Raw genomic sequence first — 19,166 nt, 5'->3', positions numbered from 1 at the left:
CATCAAACATCAAGCTGACAAAAATGGTTCGATTGTTGTTGATGTGTCAGAAGCCTATACGTCTAAGACTTGTGGAAATTGTGGTCATATTCATCGAAAACTTGGCGGCTCTAAAGTGTTCAAATGTCCGAATTGCCAAACGGTAATTGGGAGAGATTTGAACGGCGCACGTAATATCTTGTTACGTGCTTTGTCGGATTCGACCTGTTCTGTCAGCCATGACGGAATTGCGATCGTTACATCTCCAGCATTGCACAGCTATGTAGAGAAATGTTCAGCGTAAAAGAATCAGCCGCAGTTTCAAGAACTGTCAACTGGAATTGGTGCAAGGCCCTCATGGAAAGAATATTAGTAGTTGACGACGAAGCAGACTGTCAAACAGTCTTGGCAATGTATCTCGAAAGCCAAGGATACCGGGTTGAATGCGCTAATTCAGGAGTTGAGGCGCTCTCAATTTTTGAAAATGCCCCCCCAGATTTGGTGATTTCAGATGTGATGATGCCGGAAATGGACGGGTTTGAGTTTTGCCGGCGCTTGCGTACTACACGTTTGGGACAGTTGGTGCCGTTTATATTTTTGTCTGGTCAAGGCGAAATTGAGGCAAAAGTTGAAGGTCATGCGATCGGCGCTGACGATTATCTGGTAAAACCTTTTCAGTCTGAAGAAATCTTGGCTAAGGTGAAAGCTCAGTTAGAGCGCTCCCACCGCATTCACGCCGAGATTGTCCGACTGCTGCAAACTTCTACCGCCCTGGCGGTGGAGCCCAAAGTTGTCGCAGTATTGCCACCACTAGCACCTTTGCCTCTAACACCAGCCGAGGAAAGAGTTTTTTGGGAGGTGATCCAGGGTTATACTAACAAACAAATTAGCGATCGACTGTTTATTAGCCCCCGCACCGTCCAAGCTCATTTAGGCAGCATATTCAGCAAACTACAGTTAGAAAATCGCGCCCAGCTTGTGAGATTTGCCCTAGAAAGGGGATACAAACCACCTCAAACTTAGCTCCGGTCTCAACTTACGGTGTACCAGCCCTTAATTACCCGCAATAAAAACGGTTTGTAGTGAGGACTTTAGTCCTCATAATCTGAGGACTAAAGTCCTCACTACAAACCCATCTGATTGTCGTCGTTCGAGAGAACCTGATATTATTCCAAATTCAAAACACAATAAGGAAAACTCGTCGTCACGCAAACCATCGGCCCCAAATTTGTACCCCGCAAATTTGCACGTTCCAAATCAGCCTGCCGCACGTCCCTCGCCGCATCGATATTTGTCCCGGTCAATTGAGCTCTAGGAAGCCTGGTATTTGACAGAATAGCATTCTGCAAATTAGTATCGCGCACGTCAGCAAAAGACAAATCAGCCCCGCTTAAATTAGCGCGATTCAAATTCACTCTAAACAGCAGCGAACGTCGCAAATCTGCATTCGACAAATTAGCTTGCAGCAAATAAGCTTCGCCCAAATTAGTATTAAAAAGCTTAGCACCGCGCAAATCAGCTCTCGTCAGATTTGCCCGCCCCAAAAAAGCATTAGACAAATCCGCATTTCGCAGATTAGCGCTGTCCAAGTCGGCACCATACATTTCAGCATTAACCAAGTTAGTATTTGCCAAATTAGCACCACTTAAATCTGCTTCTAGCAAATTAGCTTCGTAGAGATTAGCTCCGCTTAAATCAGATCCTCTTAAATTAGCTCTGTACAAACTCGCCTTAAACAAATCAGCATTTCTCAAATCGCAGCCCTCACACTCCTTAGTTTCTAGCAACTGTTGGACGTGATCGGGATTTTGAGCTTTCACGGGGGGTGCCAGCAAAAACGGCGCTAAAACTGCTACAGTTGCCGTTACACTTGCCAAAATTTTAAATTTCACAAACAAACCTCACTGCCACTTCAGATCGATCGTACTCGCAAACAGTAAAATTTCAACCCATTTCCCTCACTCTTTTCTCCCTCTCTGCGTTCTCTGCGCTCTCTGTGGTAAAAAGAATAGCATTCGCCGCAAGGCGGGCAACAAAGCCCGCCCCAGTCAACTTAATTAAGCCTCATCTAAAGCCGCAACACCAGGCAATTCCTTACCTTCTAGCAGTTCCAAACTAGCGCCGCCACCAGTAGAAATGTGGCTCATTTCTGGCCCCAGATTCAACTGTTCCACAGCCGCCACCGAGTCACCGCCACCGATAATCGTGGTAGTACCAGTCTTAGTAATTCCAGCCAAAGAATGAGCAATTCCTTCAGTTCCCGCAGCAAACTTTTCCATCTCAAACACGCCCATCGGCCCGTTCCAGATTACCGTTTTGCAATCAGCCAAAGCATCTTGGAAAGTTTTCACAGAATCCGGGCCGATGTCCAAACCCATCCAACCGTCGGGAATGCTCTCAACGGAGACAGTTTGAGTGTTGGCGTCAGCAGCAAACTTGTCAGCAACTACCACATCAGTAGGTAACAGGAAAGTAACTCCCCGTTCCTTTGCCTTCGCTTCCAAAGACTTAGCCAGTTCGAGCTTGTCATCTTCCACCAAAGACTTGCCAACGTTCAAACCGCGAGCTTTGTAGAACGTGAACACCATGCCGCCACCCAGCAGCAATTTGTCGCACTTTTCGAGCAGTTTTTCGATGACTCCAATCTTGCTGGAAACCTTAGAACCACCGATGATAGCAGCTAAGGGACGTTGCGGATTGTCGATCGCACTACCGAGATATTGCAACTCCTTCTCCATCAAAAACCCAGCCACCGAAGGACTCAGATACTTAGTCACACCCTCAGTCGAAGCGTGAGCCCGGTGAGCCGTACCAAAAGCATCATTGACATACAAATCAGCAACAGAAGCTAACTTCTTGGCAAATTCTGGGTCATTTGCTTCCTCTTCAGGGTAGAAGCGGACATTTTCCAGCAAAATCACATCGCCATCAGCCATCGCCGCCACAGTAGCAGCCACTTCATCACCAATACAGTCGTTAGTCTTTTTGACTTCCTTCCCCAACAATTCCGACAGCCGCTTAGCAACCGGAGTCAAGCGCAACTTCTCCGTCACACCCTTGGGACGCCCGAAGTGACTGCACAAAATGACCTTAGCGCCCTTCGACGCTAAATCCTGAATAGTCGGCAGAGCAGCCCGGATGCGAGTATCATCGGTGATATTGCCGTTGTCGAGCGGCACGTTAAAGTCCGCGCGCACCAATACCCGTTTGCCCGATAAGTCCGATGCCGATAAATTTGCTACAGTTTTTTTTGTCACAGGATTAACCTCCTAATATTTGTGTTTTTGTCTAATTCCGTTGAAATGGCGGCACTCGTCACTTGCACTTGGGGCCTCGGGCGCATTCAACCGCGCCCGTACAAAAAACGGAAGATGAAACAAACGGCACTGATTTGGCTCAACGTAAACATTTTATCGGAGTCCGTGTCCGGGAAATGCGAACTATGTTCAAGACTGTCTTATTTCCTGTAGATCAAAGCCGAGAAGCCCGCGAAGCGGCGGAAAAGGTTGTCAATATTGTGAAAACCTACGCTTCTCGTTTAGTTATTCTGTCGGTAGTCGAACCCCCAGCCGAGGAGGGTGAGGCACCGCGAGAGGTGATGAGTTCCCCCGAAGCAGTCGCCAAACTGCTGTCTGAAGCCCAGTCGATGTTTTCCCAGCAGGGAATTGAAGCTGAAATCATCGAACGAGAAGGCAAACCTGCTTTCACGATTTGTGATGTGGCTGACGAAGTTGGGGCTGATTTGATTGTGATGGGCTGTCGTGGGATGGGTTTAACTGATGATGGTGCGTCTGACAGCGTTACCAGTCGGGTGATCAATCTGTCTCCTTGTGCAGTTTTGATTGTGCCTTAGTCAGTTGACAGTTGACAGTTGACAGTTGACAGTTGGCAGTTGACAGTTGGCAGTTGGCAGTTGACAGTTGGCAGTTGACTCCGAAAGCAGTTGACAGTTGGGGCGGTGCCCCGCCTTGCTCGCCCTCTTAGTTGACTCCGAAAGCAGTTGACAACTAACAACTGACAACGAACAACGAGAGCATCTCAGTTTTGATTTTGTAGTGCGAGCTTAAGAGCTCGCTTGCTGTTAAAACCAAGCGAGCTCTTAAGCTCGCACTACAACAAAAAAATGCTTTTTGCAAAAATTGAGATGCTCCCCGAACAACTGACAACGAACAACGAACAACTGATAACTGACCACTAACAACTAACAACTAACTAATAACTAATAACTAATGAAAATTCACTGGTATCCCGGTCACATTGCCAAAGCTGAACGGGCATTAAAAGAACAGCTAAAGCGGGTAGATGTGGTGCTCGAAGTCCGAGATGCCCGCATTCCACTAGCGACTTACCACCCCCAAATGCCTACCTGGGTGGGCGGTAAGGCGCGAGTGTTGGTCATCAACCGCATGGACATGATTACGCCTAGAACCCTCGATGCGTGGGAAACCTGGTTTGAATCTCAGGGCGAAACTGCTTATTTTACTAACGCCGAGCACGGTCAAGGAGTACACGATGTTTCCGATGCTGTCCAGGAGGCTGGGGTGCAGCTAAATAAACGCAGATTCGATCGAGGAATGCTACCCCGTCCAGTCCGCGCCGTGGTGATGGGCTTTCCCAATGTCGGCAAATCTGCTTTAATTAATCGCCTTTTAGGGCGCAGAGTAGTAGACAGTGCCCGCAGAGCTGGAGTAACTAAATCGCTCCGATGGATTCGCATTTCTGACGAAATTGAGTTACTAGACGCCCCCGGAGTAATCCCCACCCGGATTAACAATCAAGAAAATGCCATAAAATTAGCTATTTGCGAAGATATTGGCGAAGCAGCTTACGACAATCAGGTAGTAGCAGCAGCTATGGTTGATTTGCTCCTCGGGCTGGAGGCGGCTGATGACACATTGATATCAGTATCTGGTTTCAAATCTCGGTATAAATTAGATATAGGATCTAGCAATGGTGAAGATTATTTGCACGAAGTAGCAAAAGACAGGTATAAAGGAGATGTCGAACGAACGGCGCGGCAGATGTTAAACGATTTTAGAACTGGTGTGTTGGGTCAGCTTACTTTGGAGTTGCCGCCAGCTTTATAAGACTTGTAGGAGATTTGATCTGATGAATTCAAGTCTTATCAAAGCCTTGAAAATTCAACAGCGGTGCTGTCTATGAATGAACTGAATCTGGAACTTCAAATTAATGGAATCATCGAAAAAACCGTGCCTGTCGAAGGCGAGCAATTTATTATCGGTAGGTTGCTAGAATGCGATTTGCAACTGCCTTTTTCTGACATTTCCCGGCACCACACCCGCTTGTTTAAAATAGCTTCAGGGGAGTGGCTAGTTGAGGATATGGGCAGTACCAACGGGACGCTACTAAACAACAGTCCCCTCAACCAACCTCACTTAGTCAATCAGGGCGATGTGATTTATCTGGGACACCGGATTAATTTGATTGTCGTTTTGCCCGATCGCTCTGACCCCCAACTTCCTGAAATCGGCACCATGCCCGAAGGAGTGACTATCCTCGGCAAAGCTAAAGAACTGCAAAAACAGTGGATAGAACCAGACACAAAACTTGAAAAAAATTACGAACAAGCTATCTCGCGTTTAAAATACTTAGTCGATATTGCGAAGTATTTAAACACCGCTGAATCCATCGAAGCAATTTTCGATCAAGTCCAGCAAATCGTGTTCCGCGATATCAAAAATATCGAACGTTTGGCACTATTAATAGACTTTCAAAATAACGGCGAACTCGAAGTAGTTAAGACTGCCGCCAGACCCACTGCCAAAAATAAATATATCCCTGCTGACGGCAGTTGGATCGGCCGGACTATTTGCCGCAAAGTATTAGACGAACAAGTTGCTCTCAAAACTGCCGACGCTCAGTTTGACGAACAGTTTGACGACAATATAAGCATGATCGATAAAGGAATTCGCACGGCGATAGCTGTTCCTCTCTGGGATGAAAATACAGTTTTTGGAGTGCTTTACGGCGACGCTCAACTGACTTCTAGAGAGTGGTATCTGGGCGGAGATGAAGACTTGAGCTTTTTTTCAGCTTTAGGAAATATCGCTGCTTCTAGCGTGCAGCGGTGGCTGCTGACACAAAAACTCCGCACCCAAGAAACTATGCGGCAAAGATTGGAACGCTATCACTCTCCGGCTGTGGTGCAGCATTTAATGAATACGGGGACTTTAATTGACCACCGCCTGCCGCCTGTGGAACGCGAAATCAGCATTTTGTTTGCAGATATTGTGGGCTTTACTGCGATGTCTGAACGCTTGAGGCCCCCTGAAATTGCCCGGTTGCTGAACAATTTCTTTGAGGAAATGCTGCAAGAAGTTTTTGGGGAAGGAGGAACTTTAGATAAGTTTATTGGAGATTGTATTATGGCATTTTTTGGAGCGCCGGAACCTCAACCGGATCATGCCGATCGCGCGGTGGCTGCTGCTTTGGGAATGCTCAACCGTCTTGACGAACTCAATGCAAATAAGAGTTTGGGCGAACCGCTGCAATTGCGGATTTCTATTAACAGCGGCAAGGCAATAATTGGTGATGTCGGCAGTTCTAAAAGAGTTGATTATACTGTGTTGGGTTCGACTATTAATCTGGCTGCTCGGATGGAGGGAATTTGTCAGCCTGGGGAATGCGTGGTGAGCGAAGCTACTTACACGTTGCTGCGATCGCCCCAAAGTTTTGAGCCGATGGGAGATTTCCGCTTTAAAGGAATTGACAGACCGATCGTGGTTTATAGTACCAACAGAAATTTAAGGTAATGGGGCATGGGGCATGGGGCATGGGGCATGGGGCATGGGGCATATTGATTTGGACTAACGGAGGACACTCCAAAAGCCGTTTCCCTACCCCAAAATAATCGTCATGCTTGCAAGAGATGTAACTAACGCCCACTTAATTGTAGGGAAACGGCACTGCCGCGTCCTGACTCTGGGTAATATTAATTCCGGTGTTACCGGATTTGATATGAAGTCATCATAAAACTTTTATAACTGATCGGGAATGGTATTAAATAGGGAGTTTTTGACGCTGAGGATTTGAACTTCATCTCCTATGTGTACTATTTTTCCGGCTGATTGAAGTGGCACTCGCGTGTTAACGAGCAGCCGACTAAAGTGATTGAAATGCCCTTTTTTTTGCAATTCAGGCATGATTTCATTTTGCTTGGCTGTTAGCATAGTTTTCAAGTTTGGATAAGCTTCTTGAGCAGCAGAATTTCGGTTGGATTGCAGACAGGGCTGACCGGGATTAATACCTTCAAATATTACTGGCCCTATTTTAAACCTGACAACTTCATCGGCTGCTCCGAAAAGTCGATCTTCCCAAAAAGCCGGGACATCTCCTATTTCAATATTAGCTCGCAAGCGATGGCGCATTTCGTTAACGCAAACTCTCGGAAACCAAGATGCTACTTCGGCTATTGTTGCGGTACTGATAATGCTTGGCCCGGGTGCTGCGGTATCATCGGGAAAGCCTGCGAGCAAGTTTTCAATTAATTTGACCGGGAAACCGAAGTAGTTGCTCAACCAAGATTCTATTGCGGGGCGTTCTCTATCTACATGAAAAAATATTTCTTGTTCGGTGTCTTGAATTTTCAGACCGGCGATTCTCTTTTTTATGTCAAATGATAGGCGCAGAAAATGGACTCCGCTGTTGCGCTTAGCGTTAACAAATGCTCCGGAAAGATCGCAGATGGCAAAAGAGCGATCGCCTGCTAGAGCTCCGCTGGCAAGAATATTAGCTTGACTGACAGCTATGCCGTCAAGGGACTTGACCGGATAGATATGAATGCTGGCGACGTAAGACATTGTGATTCATTGATAAATAATTGTTGTTTTAGATACACTATAGCATCCTCCGCAGGCAGAATGATGACCGCAGTTAATTCCATGAAATTACAAGGGGCGATTTTTTATTAGTTTATATTTGGCAGCTACTTGTAAAGAAAAAGTAAAGAATTTTTGCTGGGCTGATGGCAAATATTATACTAATAAATATAAAACAATTAACCGAGTTGCAAGCAATGACCGACTCAAAAAAAATAGGCAAGATGTCGAGGCGGAGTGCGATCTGGATGTCAAGTGCAGGGGCGCTGGTGGCAACCATGGCCCCAGGGCTGTTCAAAACTGAACCGGCCTATGCAGAAGGAGTAGTCTCAAACATCACTCCTGAGGCCGCACTCAAGAAATTGATGAACGGGAATCAGCGGTATATTCACCAAAAACGGACATTTCCCGACCAAAGCCGATCGCGAATTACCGAAGTAGCAAAGGGTCAACATCCGTTTGCAACCATCCTTGCTTGTTCTGATTCGCGGGTAACACCCGAAATTATTTTCGACCAAGGATTGGGGGATTTATTTGATATCCGAGTAGCTGGAAATTTTCTCGACGACGGGGTTCTCGGAAATATGGAATATGCCGCATTAGAATTAGGCGTTCCGCTATTAGTAATTCTGGGTCACGAACGCTGCGGTGCTGTGAAAGCGGCTTTGGATGGTAAAGCTGTGCCGGGTCACATTAGCACTTTGGTGGCGGCGATTAAACCAGCCGTTGATGCTACAAAAAATCAATTGGGCGATGCTTGGGATAACGCAGTCAGAGCTAATGTAAAAATGAATGTAAAAAAGTTAAAATCTGCGTCGCCTATTTTGGCTGAAGCAGTGAAAGCGGGAAAGCTTAAAGTTGTTGGGGCGCGCTACGATTTGGACAGCGGCAAAGTAGAGATAATTGCTTGATTTTGTTGGTATTTTTCGCAATTTGTAGGGTTAATGCCAAGAGTGCTTACCCCTCTGGGATCGATGGGAAACTACCGACGATTGCCCCTACAAATGACCTACTTAACGAGAAAGTAGATATGCAGGTTTAGATTAAACCCATTTCTTGCAGTCCGCGGCGCAGGCGTTCTGCTTCAAAGGGGCGGCGCTGTTCGTGAAGGGCGATCGCTCTTTTGAATTCTGCTAAACTTTCGGGCATTTTGCCAATTTTCAGCAGCGCTACTGCCAAGTTTTGATGGGCTTCGGCGTGTTCGGGATCGATTTTAATGGCTTGTCGGTAATAGGCGATCGCATCTACCAAATTTCCGGTTGCTTTCAGTGTGAGTCCTAAATTGTAGTGACCTGGTGCAAAATTGGGATCTATTTTTAAAGCTGCTTTGTAAGCTTTTTCTGCTGCTGGCAAATCTCCTTCATCTTTGAGCAAATTGCCCAAATTATTGTAAGCACCTAATTTGAGCGCCGGGAAAACATCTGTATTAATTGCGAGTTGATAGTGTTCTTTGGCTTTGGCAAATTGCTGTTGCTGGCGGTAAGCAATGCCTAAATGATAGTTAAGTTCGTAAACAATAGATTCATCAATTGTCGCCGCAGTCAATCCCCTAGTTAATAAATTAATGCCCCGCGCGATTTGCCCGCTTTCTACGTACAGCGCGCCTAATTTGCTGCACGCATAAGCATCGTTTGGATAATAAGCTATATAGCGTTCCATTGCTGTTTGAGCTTTTTGGAATTTGCTTTTTGCTGCGATCGCATCTTTGTGATAACCAGAGTGCCAAATCGCCACATCGGGGAGAGAAGCTATTTTCCACTCTGGTTCGCGCTGCAAAATCTCAGCCACGCTGTCGTCTACCATGGCGTGGTAAGGGCGAGAAAAGCGGATGCCGGGGCGATTGCGAAACAAACGCGACACTAGGGAATAGGGTGATTGAGATGCACCGATTTCTTGGCGGATGAGATTGATTAGCAACAGTCGATCGCTCTTAATTGCCTGCTGGATCTGAGGTACAATCTCCGGTACCAGCACCTCATCGGCATCCAACACCAAAATCCAGTCGCCCTGGGCGTGCTTCAGAGACTCGTTGCGCGCCGCTGCGAAGTCGTCGCACCATTCAAAGTCATAAACCCTCGCCCCGGATTCTCGGGCTATTTCACGAGTGCGATCGCGCGAACCGGTATCTACCACCACAATTTCGTCAACAACACCCTTCACGCTGTCCAAAGTCCGCGACAGTGTTGCTTCTTCATTCTTGACGATCGTGCACAGTGTCAGATTCATCGGGGGCCAACTTTCCTAATTTGACAAAAATATTGTAATTTTTTTACCAGTAAAACACAAAAAGTCCCAGAAAAATTTTTCCTATTGCCCTTCGGCTTTGAGCATAGGTACCTTTCTTCCTTAGAAAAATTTGGTTGTACCAACCGCACCCAACGGTTGGGACGTTCTGAAATTGCACTTTATATGAGTAGTCGATTGCTTCTGTCCTAAATAAATAAAGCCTTCTATCCTAGATAATTAAAGGCTTCGTTCTTAGTTGTGCGCTCTACGTTATGCATTCTTAGTTGTGCGTTCTTCAATAACTCTTTTGACATATTAAAAAGCCTTAAATTAGGACGATTCATGAGAAATTCTACCTCTATCGGTTCATCCCTACGGTAGAGGAAAGGACGGGATATCAGTTGTTATTCTTAGAACATAAGACAAGGCAGACGAAAGTTAAACACTCAGGAGAAAAAGAAATGGGAATTATTGCTTGGATCGTTTTAGGACTGATTGCTGGTGCGATCGCCAAAGCCATTTATCCGGGAACTCAAGGTGGCGGTTTTGTCGCAACAACAGTTTTAGGAATTATCGGCGCGCTGGTGGGAGGTTATTTAGGCCAAGTCTTTGTGGGGACTAGCGCGGGAGCATCCTTCGGAGCATTAACTGTACCCAGCATAGCTTTTGCAGTCATCGGCGCGATCGTGGTACTTTTCATCTGGGGATTGTTGACTCAGCGTGCTGCATAATAAATATTTCCAATTCCCAGTCGATCGTATAGGGTATTCATAAACCCGGTTTCTTGAGGAAACCGGGTTTTTCAATATCGGAGTCGGCGGTTGAAACTCGGCGGTTGAAACTCGGCGGTTGAAACCGCTACTACACAGACAAAACCCGCCGACGCGGGTTGAAGAGTAAAGAAAACCCGCCGACGCGGGTTGAAGAGTAAAGACAAACTCGGCGGTTGAAACTCGGCGGTTGAAACCGCTTCTACACAGACAAAACCCGCCGACGCGGGTTAAAGAGTAAAGTTAATTAATCCGCAAGTCGAAAGGTAAGCGAACGTAAATCCCTTGCGGGTCATTCATCGACTTGATAACAGCCAATTCATCCTGCATTTTCTTAACTTCTGCACTCAGCGGATCGAGTTTGGTGGCTGGTTTCAAAACGCGAACGCCGGATATTCTTTCCAAAATTTGCTCTTCCAAACTGCGGCGTTTTGGATATTCTTCTAACTGCCAATCGTCGCCTAGCTTAGCTTGCTTAGCTGCTTCTCTAACGGCATCTTCTAGGCCGCCAATTTCATCGACTAAGCCCAACTGTTTCGCAGCCGTACCAGACCAAACTCTGCCTTGAGCAATTTCTTGCACCTTGTTTTTTGGCAGTTTGCGGGAGTCGGCGACTTTGGTGATAAATAGATCGTAAATGCGATCGACTATTCTCTGAATATTCGCCAATTCTTGAGGATTTTTGGGGCGGGAAACCGTGTTAGTATCCGCAAAACGGGCGGTTTTTACCACGTCCCAAGTTATGCCGTTGTTAGCAGCCAACTTTTCGGCATTGAATAGCATCCCAAAAACGCCGATGGAACCAGTAATCGTACTGGCTTCGGCAAAGATTTTGCTAGAACCCATCGAAATCCAATAGCCGCCGGAAGCTGCTAAATTGCCCATCGATACGATAACTGGCTTTTTTTTGCCTGTCAGCGCGACTTCGCGCCCGATGACTTCCGCAGCCGTCGCGCTGCCTCCAGGGCTGTTGACGCGCAGAACTACTGCTTTTATGTCGTCATCTTCTCGGATTTTACGCATTTCTTCAGCGATGCGATCGCCCCCTACTTGAGTCGGGCCGCCTTCGCCGTCTACAATCTCACCTTCAGCGTAAAGGACAGCAATTTGGTTTTTCTTGTGAGCGCGAGTAGAGTTTTTACTCTCAGCAACTCTTGCGTAGTTTTTCAAACTTATTTGCTTGAAAGATTTATCTTCTGCATCGGTTCCTGTTAGTTTTTTCAGTTCTGTTGCAATTTCATCAAAGTAGACAACTTTATCAACTAACTTGCCTTTGAGAGCTTCGTTAGCCATCAAAGTTCCGCCATTATCTGCAACTGCTTGCAGTTGGGGAACGCTCAATTTGCGGCTCGGCCCGACAGTTTTTAAGTATTCGCCCCAAATATCTCCCAGCAATTTTTGAGTTTGCTGGCGATTTTCCGGGCTCATTTTTTTGAGCAAAAACGGTTCGACGGCTGACTTGTATTTACCGACGCGAGTGACTTGAACTCCCACGCCGTATTTTTCCAAAGCACCAGTCCAAAACATGGCTTGACTGCTAAAACCGTTGAGTTCTAGAGAGCCGTAAGGATTGATAGCAATTGTATTTGCAACGGAACCGAGGTAATAATCTCGCTCATTCCAGTCCATTTCGTAAGCAAAAATGGGTTTTTTGGCATCTCGGAAACGCTGTAATGCCGATCGAACTTCTTTGAGATTAGCAAACCCGCTGCTGCTGGAATCCGAACTGCCTTCGAGATACATCCCCACGATTTTCGGGTCTTTTTTCGCAGATTCGATCGCATCTAAAACAGTCCGCAGCGTCACAGCATCGCCGGATTCATCCGAAAGTGCTTCTTGAATCGCCGCGCTCGTGCTGCGGCTCGGTTTGCTATCGGTGATATTTAGAGAAAGGTCTAATACCAATACAGACTTATCTTTAACTTGCGGGCCTGAATCTTTAGACGACGATGCCGCCAGAGCAATTAGCAGTACCAGTCCTCCCAATCCGATGCCGCCCAGCAGCAACAATCCCAGGAAGGTTCCCAGCAAACTTGCACAAGTATATTTTAGGAAATCTTTCATTTAGATAATTAGTCAGTTGACAGTTGACAGTTGACAGTTGACAGTTGATAGTTGATAGTTGACAGTTGATGGTTAACAGTTACAGTTGGTAATTGGTAATTAGCAGTTGGTAATTAGCAGTTGTTATTTGTTATTTTTGAATCTCTCCCAATAATCAGTAACTACTGACTACTGACTACTGCCAACTGCCAACGGGAGCATCTCATTTTTGAAAAAAGCATTTTTTATATATAGTGCGAGCGTCCCCGCTCGCGAGTATTATACCGCTCGCGAGCGGAGACGCTCTATAAATGCAAAACTGAGATGCTCCCACTGCCAACTGCCAACTGCCAACTGTCTACTGCCAACTGCCAACTGACATACTTTTATCTTAACCTTTCCAAAACCCCAGAATGTTTTAACTCATCTAAGTTAGCGCAGCCGGTACAGAACATCACAGTAGCGATTTCTGCAATTAAAACCTCAGCTAGAACACCTGCTGCTGATTCCGATGCTGCGGCTGCTTCCAGAAACGGCCGCGCCAGTCCCGCCACATCCGCGCCGAGGGCGATGGCTTTCGCTGCATCCAAGCCGTTTTGCAAGCCTCCAGAGGCAATCAGGGGAACATCCGGCGCTACGGCGCGGGTGCTGACAACGCACTCGGCTGTCGGAATTCCCCAGTCGGCAAAGGTGGCACCCAACCTGCGCTGCTTGCTGTCTTTGGCTCGCTCTCCTTCTATTTTGGCCCAAGAAGTGCCTCCGGCTCCGGCAATGTCGATCGCGCTTACCCCAGCCGATCGCAATTTCTGTGCCATTTTTCCAGAAATACCGTTGCCTACTTCTTTCGCAATCACCGGTACTGGTAATTTATCGCACAATTTAGCAATTTTTTCGAGCAGTCCTTTAAAATTAGTATCGCCTTCAGTTTGAACGCACTCTTGCAGCGGATTGAGGTGCAAAATTAGGGCATCTGCTTCCAGAATATCGATAATTTTTTGACACTCTTCCAAACCGTAATTGTAGTTTAATTGAACCGCTCCGATATTAGCAAATAGCAGAATATCGGGAGCGCGGCGGCGCACTGCAAATGTAGGAGCAAGTTGAGGGTTTTCTACGATGATGCGCTGGGAACCGACTCCCATCGCCAGTTTGTATTCCTGAGCGACATCGGCGAGGCGATAATTAATGGTCTGGGCTAGTTCTGTGCCACCTGTCATTGAGGAAATTAGCAGCGGAGCGCCTAGTTTTTTGCCGAGAAATGTGGATGTGAGATCGATTTGGGTGCGATCGATTTCTGGCAAACAGCAGTGAGTAAAACGGTAGTGTTCCAGTCCGCTGGTAGTTTCGCGAAATTGTACGTCTTCTTCGAGACAGATCCTGAGGTGGTCTGCTTTGCGGGTTTCGGTTTGCGAGGGCGAGGTTAATGGCAAGTTCACAGTGGCTGTTGGGGGAAAGAGTTATTAGTTGGATCATACAGGAATCTTATTTTACTATTTTATTGTTATCCTGGAACGGTCATCGGCATTCCATTATCCGAAGGTTTCAATTTCAGTAAAAAAGGCACTGCTTTTTGCACCCATGCTTTGACAGGCGTATAACTTGCCGCGTGTTCTCCGAAAGAAATTTCCAGCATATCGGTGTGAATTATGCCCGGATTCAAAGGAATCGCTGCCATGCCTCGCGGGAGTTCTTGGGCGAGCGATCGCGTCAATCCTTCGATCGCCCACTTAGAAGCGCAATAGGGCGCGACTTCCGGCGAAGTTGACCTTCCCCAACCCGAACTAAAGTTGACAATTATGCCACTTTTTCGAGCAATCATTGCCGGGACAAAGTGGCGAATCACATTAGCTGTACCTTTAATATTAACATCAATTACCTGAGAAAATTCTTCGCTGGTGATATTCCAAAGAGGCGCGGAATAATTAGTTATAGCTGCATTGTTAATCAGCAAATCTGGCAGTTGCTGCTTTGCCAAAATTTCTGTAGCCCAAGCTTTGACTAGCTCGTCGCTAGCGACATCCAAACAAGTAAAATGATGGGGCGCGCGATATTTTTGTTTTAGTTTTTCCACTGCTTCCGAAGAGCGGGCGCATCCTAAAACTGTGTGTCCCAATTCAATAAACTTTTCGGTCATCGCGAGACCGAGACCGCGACTGACTCCGGTAATTACAATTAATTTTGTCATAGAATTGGTGCAATTTTTAGATTAAGTAATAGAATACATATTGACGGAGCATTTAACAAATCATCCCAGGGGGAAAGCATGAAAGTAAAAGCAGCAGTTGCTCGCAGTGCCGGCCAACCTTTGACCATTGAAACGGTCGATCTAGATGGGCCGCGAGATGGTGAGGTGCTGGTGGAAATCAAAGCGACGGGTGTTTGTCACACTGATGCTTATACTCTTTCCGGCGCCGATCCCGAGGGTTTGTTTCCGGCAATTCTCGGCCACGAGGGAGCCGGGATTGTCGCGGAAGTTGGGGCGGGAGTGACAAGTGTCAAAAAGGGCGATCGGGTAATTCCACTTTACACTCCCGAATGTCGCAACTGCGCGTATTGTTTGAGCGGCAAAACGAATCTCTGTCAAGCAATTCGCCTCACTCAAGGGCAAGGCGTGATGCCCGATGGCACGAGCAGGTTTTCAATAAATGGCGAGAAAATTTTCCATTACATGGGAACTTCTACCTTTGCTAATTATACAGTATTGCCCGAAATTGCGGTAGCCAAAATTCGCGATGACGCTCCCTTTGACAAAGTTTGTTTGATTGGCTGCGGCGTTACAACTGGCATCGGCGCTGTCATCAATACTGCCAAAGTAGAACCAGGTTCTAATGTCATAGTTTTTGGTTTAGGCGGCGTGGGTTTGAATGTAATCCAAGCAGCGCGCCTGGTGGGAGCCAACATGATTGTCGGCGTAGATATGAATCCCGACAAACGAGCAATGGCGGAAAAATTCGGCATGACTCACTTTGTAAATCCCCGCGAAGTTGAGGGCGATTTAGTGCCTTATTTGGTAGATTTAACCAAAGGCGGAGCTGATTACACTTTTGAATGTATCGGCAACGTTAATGTGATGCGCCAAGCTTTGGAATGCTGTCACAAAGGTTGGGGTGTGAGCGTGATTGTCGGAGTAGCGGGAGCCGGGCAAGAAATTAGCACCCGCCCGTTTCAATTAGTAACTGGTAGGGTGTGGAAAGGCACGGCTTTTGGCGGCGCCAAGGGCAGAACCGATGTTCCGAAAATTGTTGATTGGTACATGGATGGTAAAATTGATATTGATAGTTTGATTACCCAGATTATGCCGATCGAGCAAATTAATGACGCCTTTGATTTGATGCACCAAGGAAAAGTAATACGCACAGTTTTAACATTTTGAACAAAAATATTTCTCTCTTCTCTCTTCCTCTGCGCCCTCTGCGCTCTCTGCGGTAAAAAAAATCTAATTCACAAATGAAATAAAATTAACATGATCTCAAAATCCCTAAAACTGGAAAAACAATATAAAAGTTTGGGTGGCAAACTCGGCTTTTATAGCCATCAATCATCCGCCTGCAACAGCGAGATGAAATTCACTGTCTACCAGCCACCACAAGCCGAATCACAACCCGTACCAATCCTCTATTACTTGTCAGGATTAACCTGCACGGAAGAGAATTTTATGGCAAAAGCGGGGGCGCAACAATGGGCAGCAAAATATGGGTTAATGCTGGTGGCGCCCGACACTAGCCCGCGCAATACTGGCATTCCTGGGGAAGCGGACAATTGGGATTTGGGAAGCGGCGCGGGTTTTTATGTGGATGCGACAGCCGCACCTTGGAATTCTCACTATCGAATGTACAGTTATGTGGTTGATGAGTTGCCGAATTTAATCGCGTCAAACTTTCCGGTGATACGTGAAAAACAGGGAATTTTCGGGCATTCGATGGGCGGACACGGGGCTTTAATTTGCGCGTTAAAAAATGGCGATCGCTATCTGTCAGTTTCGGCTTTTGCGCCTATTTGCGCGCCCGTGCGCTGCCCTTGGGGACAAAAAATATTTGGACACTACCTCGGTGGCGATCGGGAGAGTTGGAAGGCTTGGGATGCGAGCGAATTAGTTCGCCAAAAGCAATACAAGCGTCCGATTTTGATTGACTGCGGTACTGATGATTCGTATCTAGCTGACGGGCAATTGTTGCCGGATATCTTTGCTGCTGCTTGTGCAAAAGTGGGACAGCCGCTGACTTTAAGGATGCAGGAAGGTTACGATCACAGCTATTATTTTGTAGCTAGTTTTATGGAGGATCACATTCGCCATCATGCGGCTGCTTTGTGTGAGTAAAAAAGTGACTCGGCGGTTGAAACCGCGACTACACACACGAAGTCTGCCTCCGCAGACTAAGAGATCGAGGGGGTATTTAACCGGATTTGGTATTTAACCAAATCCGGTTAATTTACTTCATGGATCCTTGAGTATCGCGTTAATTCAGACTAATCGCAAATACCCACTCTTTGTACTTGCTATCGCGATTTTCGATAATCCCCGTCAGTTTGTCCAAAATCTTTTCGGTGATGGGTCTGTTTTTAGGCAATTGATAGTTTTCTACTCGGTTAATTGGCGTAACTTTGGCGGCGGTTCCGCACAGAAAAATCTCGTCTGCAATCAACAGTTCTGATTTGTCAACTGGTCTTTCTGTGACTTCAATCCCCAAGTCTCTGGCGATGGTGATTACGCTGTCTCTGGTGATTCCTTCGAGAATATCTTGCTCGAAACCGGGAGTAACTAATTTGCCGTTTCTGGCGACAAATATGTTCATCCCAGAGGCTTCGCTGACTTTTCCTTGGGTGTTCATCATAATCGCTTCGTCGAAGCCGGATTCTACTGCTTCTGTTTTAGCTAGGGCTGAGGTGATGTAGGCGCCGCTAATTTTTCCTCTTAAGGGTAAGCTGCGGTCTTCTTGACGGTACCAAGAGCTAATTCTACAGTTGACTCCTTCTTTGGGTAAGTAGTCGGAAAGTTCTAATCCGTAAACAAAGAAGTCTGTGTCTACGTTGTGGAGTCTGGGAGCTATTCCTAAACTTGATGTGTAGATAAATGGACGGATGTAAAATGATTTTGTTGGCTGATTTTTTTTAACAAAATCAGTGATTACTTGTTGGATTTTGTCCGGGGGAATATCGCAGTGGAGGAAGCTGGCACTTTGACTTAATCTTTGACAGTGGCGGTCTAATCTAAATAGTAAGATGCGATCGCCATTTTGGGGGTCGGGAATTCCTCGCAACCCGCCTAAAACTCCGGTTCCGTAGTGCAGGGCGTGGGTGGCTATGGAAATTTTGGCGTCGGTAAAGGGGAGAAATTGGTTTTGAAAGTAGGCTATGGGGAGAAAACTATCCATGATTCAAGCTGGCGATGAGTTTGGCAGTCCGCGAGGAATGGTGATTTTGGTTATATTACCATAAGTTATGCGATTTTAGATTTGGGATTTGGGATTTTAGATTGACAATGACTGATTAACTATGGTTATGAGATTGTCGGTTGTTTGATTGTTTTTTTTGAACTAAGATGATTCTTGTGTTGTTATAACGATTTATAAAATAATAAAAATTGCGGTCGGTTTGGTTGATAATTGTTTTGGTAAAGAGTGCGATTCTTTTCTGTAAGCTTCGCTAACGACTATTCACAAAAATCAAGGAAGGGGCAACTGTGGCACGTAAATGTTTCATCATTGAAATGGGGATGGGTATCGACCAGCACGGGCAGGAACCTACTGTGGCGGCGGCTAGGGCTGTACGAAATGCGATCGCCAATAATGCTCTGCTAGGCGTCTGGGAAGTGGCGGGTTTGACTGACCCCAATCAGATGATTGTTGAGGTAAAGGTGGCTGTTCCTTACCCGGAACAAGTGCGGCCGGATGATGTGTTGGCGGTGCTGCCTTTTGGTAGCAAAACTCTGATTGTGGAGCAAGGGGGCATGATTGTGCCAGGAAGGGCGATCGCCTCTCTGAATGATAAAAATGATGAAATGTTAATCGCTGTGGCGGCTGTGACTGTTTTTGTGGACAATCAGCAGTAACTAATAGTGTGTTGTTTGAATAAATCGGCGGGCGCGCAAGTGCGATCGCCCGTCGGTGAGAAAATTATTAATTTAGCCTAAGTTTAACAGCAGCAAAAATAGAGTCCGATCGCGTGAAAGTGCGATCGGACTCTAGCTAATTATTGCGGCTGAAGGACTGGATTATTAGACCTCTTGCAAAAATAGTTAGGACGGGCTAGAAGCCCATCCCACAAAAATCTTTTTTCTTGTGGGATGGGCTTCTAGCCCGTCCCAAAATTT

At 46.4% G+C, this 19,166-nt stretch carries 18 protein-coding genes; 10 read left to right on the top strand and 8 right to left on the bottom strand.

What is annotated here, in order from left to right:
- On the top strand, positions 1-283 hold a 283-nt coding region (locus JGK11_RS31020), incomplete at its 5' end, for a transposase (protein WP_293189999.1).
- A gap of 53 nt (positions 284-336) precedes the next feature.
- Entirely contained in the window at positions 337-1,002 is a 666-nt protein-coding gene (locus JGK11_RS31015; protein WP_293177811.1) for a response regulator, read from the top strand.
- A 143-nt stretch (positions 1,003-1,145) separates the two neighbouring features.
- Here the strand turns inward: JGK11_RS31015 and JGK11_RS31010 are convergent, their stop codons facing one another.
- Together JGK11_RS31010 and JGK11_RS31005 are read right to left on the bottom strand one after the other, a co-directional pair.
- A complete protein-coding gene (locus JGK11_RS31010; RefSeq protein WP_293177786.1) occupies positions 1,146-1,871 on the bottom strand; it encodes a pentapeptide repeat-containing protein in 726 nt (241 codons plus the stop codon).
- A gap of 165 nt (positions 1,872-2,036) precedes the next feature.
- Positions 2,037-3,236 carry a phosphoglycerate kinase gene (locus JGK11_RS31005; protein WP_293177783.1) on the bottom strand — a complete coding sequence of 400 codons (1,200 nt, stop codon included), beginning with the start codon at positions 3,234-3,236 and terminating at the stop codon, positions 2,037-2,039.
- Between the two features lie 185 nt (positions 3,237-3,421).
- On the opposite strand from JGK11_RS31005, the gene JGK11_RS31000 reads away from it, so the two are divergent.
- The 3 genes from JGK11_RS31000 to JGK11_RS30990 all read left to right on the top strand — a co-directional run bounded on the left by JGK11_RS31000 (position 3,422) and on the right by JGK11_RS30990 (position 6,752).
- Complete coding sequence (locus tag JGK11_RS31000) at positions 3,422-3,832, top strand: universal stress protein (RefSeq protein WP_293177780.1); 411 nt, start codon at positions 3,422-3,424, stop codon at positions 3,830-3,832.
- Between the two features lie 376 nt (positions 3,833-4,208).
- A complete protein-coding gene (ylqF, locus tag JGK11_RS30995) occupies positions 4,209-5,066 on the top strand; it encodes a ribosome biogenesis GTPase YlqF (protein WP_293149305.1) in 858 nt (285 codons plus the stop codon).
- Positions 5,067-5,138: 72 nt separating this feature from the next.
- A complete protein-coding gene (locus JGK11_RS30990) occupies positions 5,139-6,752 on the top strand; it encodes an adenylate/guanylate cyclase domain-containing protein (RefSeq protein WP_293177777.1) in 1,614 nt (537 codons plus the stop codon).
- A 225-nt stretch (positions 6,753-6,977) separates the two neighbouring features.
- On the opposite strand, the gene JGK11_RS30985 is transcribed toward JGK11_RS30990, so the two are convergent.
- Entirely contained in the window at positions 6,978-7,799 is an 822-nt protein-coding gene (locus tag JGK11_RS30985) for an MOSC N-terminal beta barrel domain-containing protein (protein ID WP_293190001.1), read from the bottom strand.
- Between the two features lie 215 nt (positions 7,800-8,014).
- Between JGK11_RS30985 and JGK11_RS30980 the strand changes: the two genes are divergently transcribed.
- Positions 8,015-8,728, top strand: coding sequence for a carbonic anhydrase (locus JGK11_RS30980; protein ID WP_293177771.1), 714 nt, complete (start codon positions 8,015-8,017; stop codon positions 8,726-8,728).
- Positions 8,729-8,855: 127 nt separating this feature from the next.
- On the opposite strand, the gene JGK11_RS30975 is transcribed toward JGK11_RS30980, so the two are convergent.
- The gene (locus JGK11_RS30975) at positions 8,856-10,043 is read right to left on the bottom strand and encodes a glycosyltransferase family 2 protein (protein WP_293177768.1); all 1,188 of its coding nucleotides are present in this window, start codon (positions 10,041-10,043) and stop codon (positions 8,856-8,858) included.
- A 461-nt stretch (positions 10,044-10,504) separates the two neighbouring features.
- Between JGK11_RS30975 and JGK11_RS30970 the strand changes: the two genes are divergently transcribed.
- Positions 10,505-10,774: a GlsB/YeaQ/YmgE family stress response membrane protein gene (locus JGK11_RS30970; protein WP_293177765.1), complete on the top strand. Its 270-nt coding sequence runs from the start codon at positions 10,505-10,507 to the stop codon at positions 10,772-10,774.
- 282 nt (positions 10,775-11,056) lie between these two features.
- Here the strand turns inward: JGK11_RS30970 and sppA are convergent, their stop codons facing one another.
- From sppA to JGK11_RS30955, 3 genes are all read right to left on the bottom strand, one after another.
- Positions 11,057-12,877, bottom strand: coding sequence for a signal peptide peptidase SppA (gene sppA, locus JGK11_RS30965; RefSeq protein WP_293214253.1), 1,821 nt, complete (start codon positions 12,875-12,877; stop codon positions 11,057-11,059).
- Positions 12,878-13,242: 365 nt separating this feature from the next.
- Entirely contained in the window at positions 13,243-14,292 is a 1,050-nt protein-coding gene (gene fni, locus JGK11_RS30960) for a type 2 isopentenyl-diphosphate Delta-isomerase (protein WP_293214251.1), read from the bottom strand.
- A gap of 65 nt (positions 14,293-14,357) precedes the next feature.
- Complete coding sequence (locus JGK11_RS30955) at positions 14,358-15,041, bottom strand: SDR family oxidoreductase (protein WP_293214249.1); 684 nt, start codon at positions 15,039-15,041, stop codon at positions 14,358-14,360.
- Positions 15,042-15,119: 78 nt separating this feature from the next.
- Between JGK11_RS30955 and JGK11_RS30950 the strand changes: the two genes are divergently transcribed.
- Both JGK11_RS30950 and fghA read left to right on the top strand, forming a co-directional pair.
- The gene (locus JGK11_RS30950; protein ID WP_293177753.1) at positions 15,120-16,229 is read left to right on the top strand and encodes an S-(hydroxymethyl)glutathione dehydrogenase/class III alcohol dehydrogenase; all 1,110 of its coding nucleotides are present in this window, start codon (positions 15,120-15,122) and stop codon (positions 16,227-16,229) included.
- A 90-nt stretch (positions 16,230-16,319) separates the two neighbouring features.
- On the top strand, positions 16,320-17,174 hold the full coding sequence (fghA, locus tag JGK11_RS30945; RefSeq protein WP_293214247.1) for an S-formylglutathione hydrolase: 855 nt from the start codon (positions 16,320-16,322) through the stop codon (positions 17,172-17,174).
- Positions 17,175-17,313: 139 nt separating this feature from the next.
- Here the strand turns inward: fghA and JGK11_RS30940 are convergent, their stop codons facing one another.
- The gene (locus JGK11_RS30940; protein ID WP_293214244.1) at positions 17,314-18,228 is read right to left on the bottom strand and encodes a branched-chain amino acid transaminase; all 915 of its coding nucleotides are present in this window, start codon (positions 18,226-18,228) and stop codon (positions 17,314-17,316) included.
- Between the two features lie 308 nt (positions 18,229-18,536).
- Between JGK11_RS30940 and JGK11_RS30935 the strand changes: the two genes are divergently transcribed.
- Positions 18,537-18,905: a Lin0512 family protein gene (locus tag JGK11_RS30935; RefSeq protein WP_293177745.1), complete on the top strand. Its 369-nt coding sequence runs from the start codon at positions 18,537-18,539 to the stop codon at positions 18,903-18,905.
- Positions 18,906-19,166: the final 261 nt, after the last annotated feature.

The organism is Microcoleus sp. PH2017_34_RAT_O_A (assembly GCF_020737885.1).
Classification (GTDB): Bacteria; Cyanobacteriota; Cyanobacteriia; order Cyanobacteriales; family Microcoleaceae; genus Microcoleus.
Note: the sequence above shows the minus strand (reverse complement) of the source record. Positions and strands in the feature narration are given on the sequence as shown.

Bases quoted from the DNA above. Each gene is read 5' to 3' on its own strand.
- JGK11_RS31015 (WP_293177811.1), top strand. From the start codon at position 337: ATGGAAAGAATATTAGTAGTTGACGACGAAGCAGACTGTCAAACAGTC.
- JGK11_RS31000 (WP_293177780.1), top strand. From the start codon at position 3,422: ATGTTCAAGACTGTCTTATTTCCTGTAGATCAAAGCCGAGAAGCCCGC.
- ylqF (WP_293149305.1), top strand. From the start codon at position 4,209: ATGAAAATTCACTGGTATCCCGGTCACATTGCCAAAGCTGAACGGGCA.
- JGK11_RS30990 (WP_293177777.1), top strand. From the start codon at position 5,139: ATGAATGAACTGAATCTGGAACTTCAAATTAATGGAATCATCGAAAAA.
- JGK11_RS30985 (WP_293190001.1), bottom strand. From the start codon at position 7,799: ATGTCTTACGTCGCCAGCATTCATATCTATCCGGTCAAGTCCCTTGAC.
- JGK11_RS30980 (WP_293177771.1), top strand. From the start codon at position 8,015: ATGACCGACTCAAAAAAAATAGGCAAGATGTCGAGGCGGAGTGCGATC.
- JGK11_RS30975 (WP_293177768.1), bottom strand. From the start codon at position 10,043: ATGAATCTGACACTGTGCACGATCGTCAAGAATGAAGAAGCAACACTG.
- JGK11_RS30970 (WP_293177765.1), top strand. From the start codon at position 10,505: ATGGGAATTATTGCTTGGATCGTTTTAGGACTGATTGCTGGTGCGATC.
- sppA (WP_293214253.1), bottom strand. From the start codon at position 12,877: ATGAAAGATTTCCTAAAATATACTTGTGCAAGTTTGCTGGGAACCTTC.
- JGK11_RS30955 (WP_293214249.1), bottom strand. From the start codon at position 15,041: ATGACAAAATTAATTGTAATTACCGGAGTCAGTCGCGGTCTCGGTCTC.
- JGK11_RS30950 (WP_293177753.1), top strand. From the start codon at position 15,120: ATGAAAGTAAAAGCAGCAGTTGCTCGCAGTGCCGGCCAACCTTTGACC.
- fghA (WP_293214247.1), top strand. From the start codon at position 16,320: ATGATCTCAAAATCCCTAAAACTGGAAAAACAATATAAAAGTTTGGGT.
- JGK11_RS30940 (WP_293214244.1), bottom strand. From the start codon at position 18,228: ATGGATAGTTTTCTCCCCATAGCCTACTTTCAAAACCAATTTCTCCCC.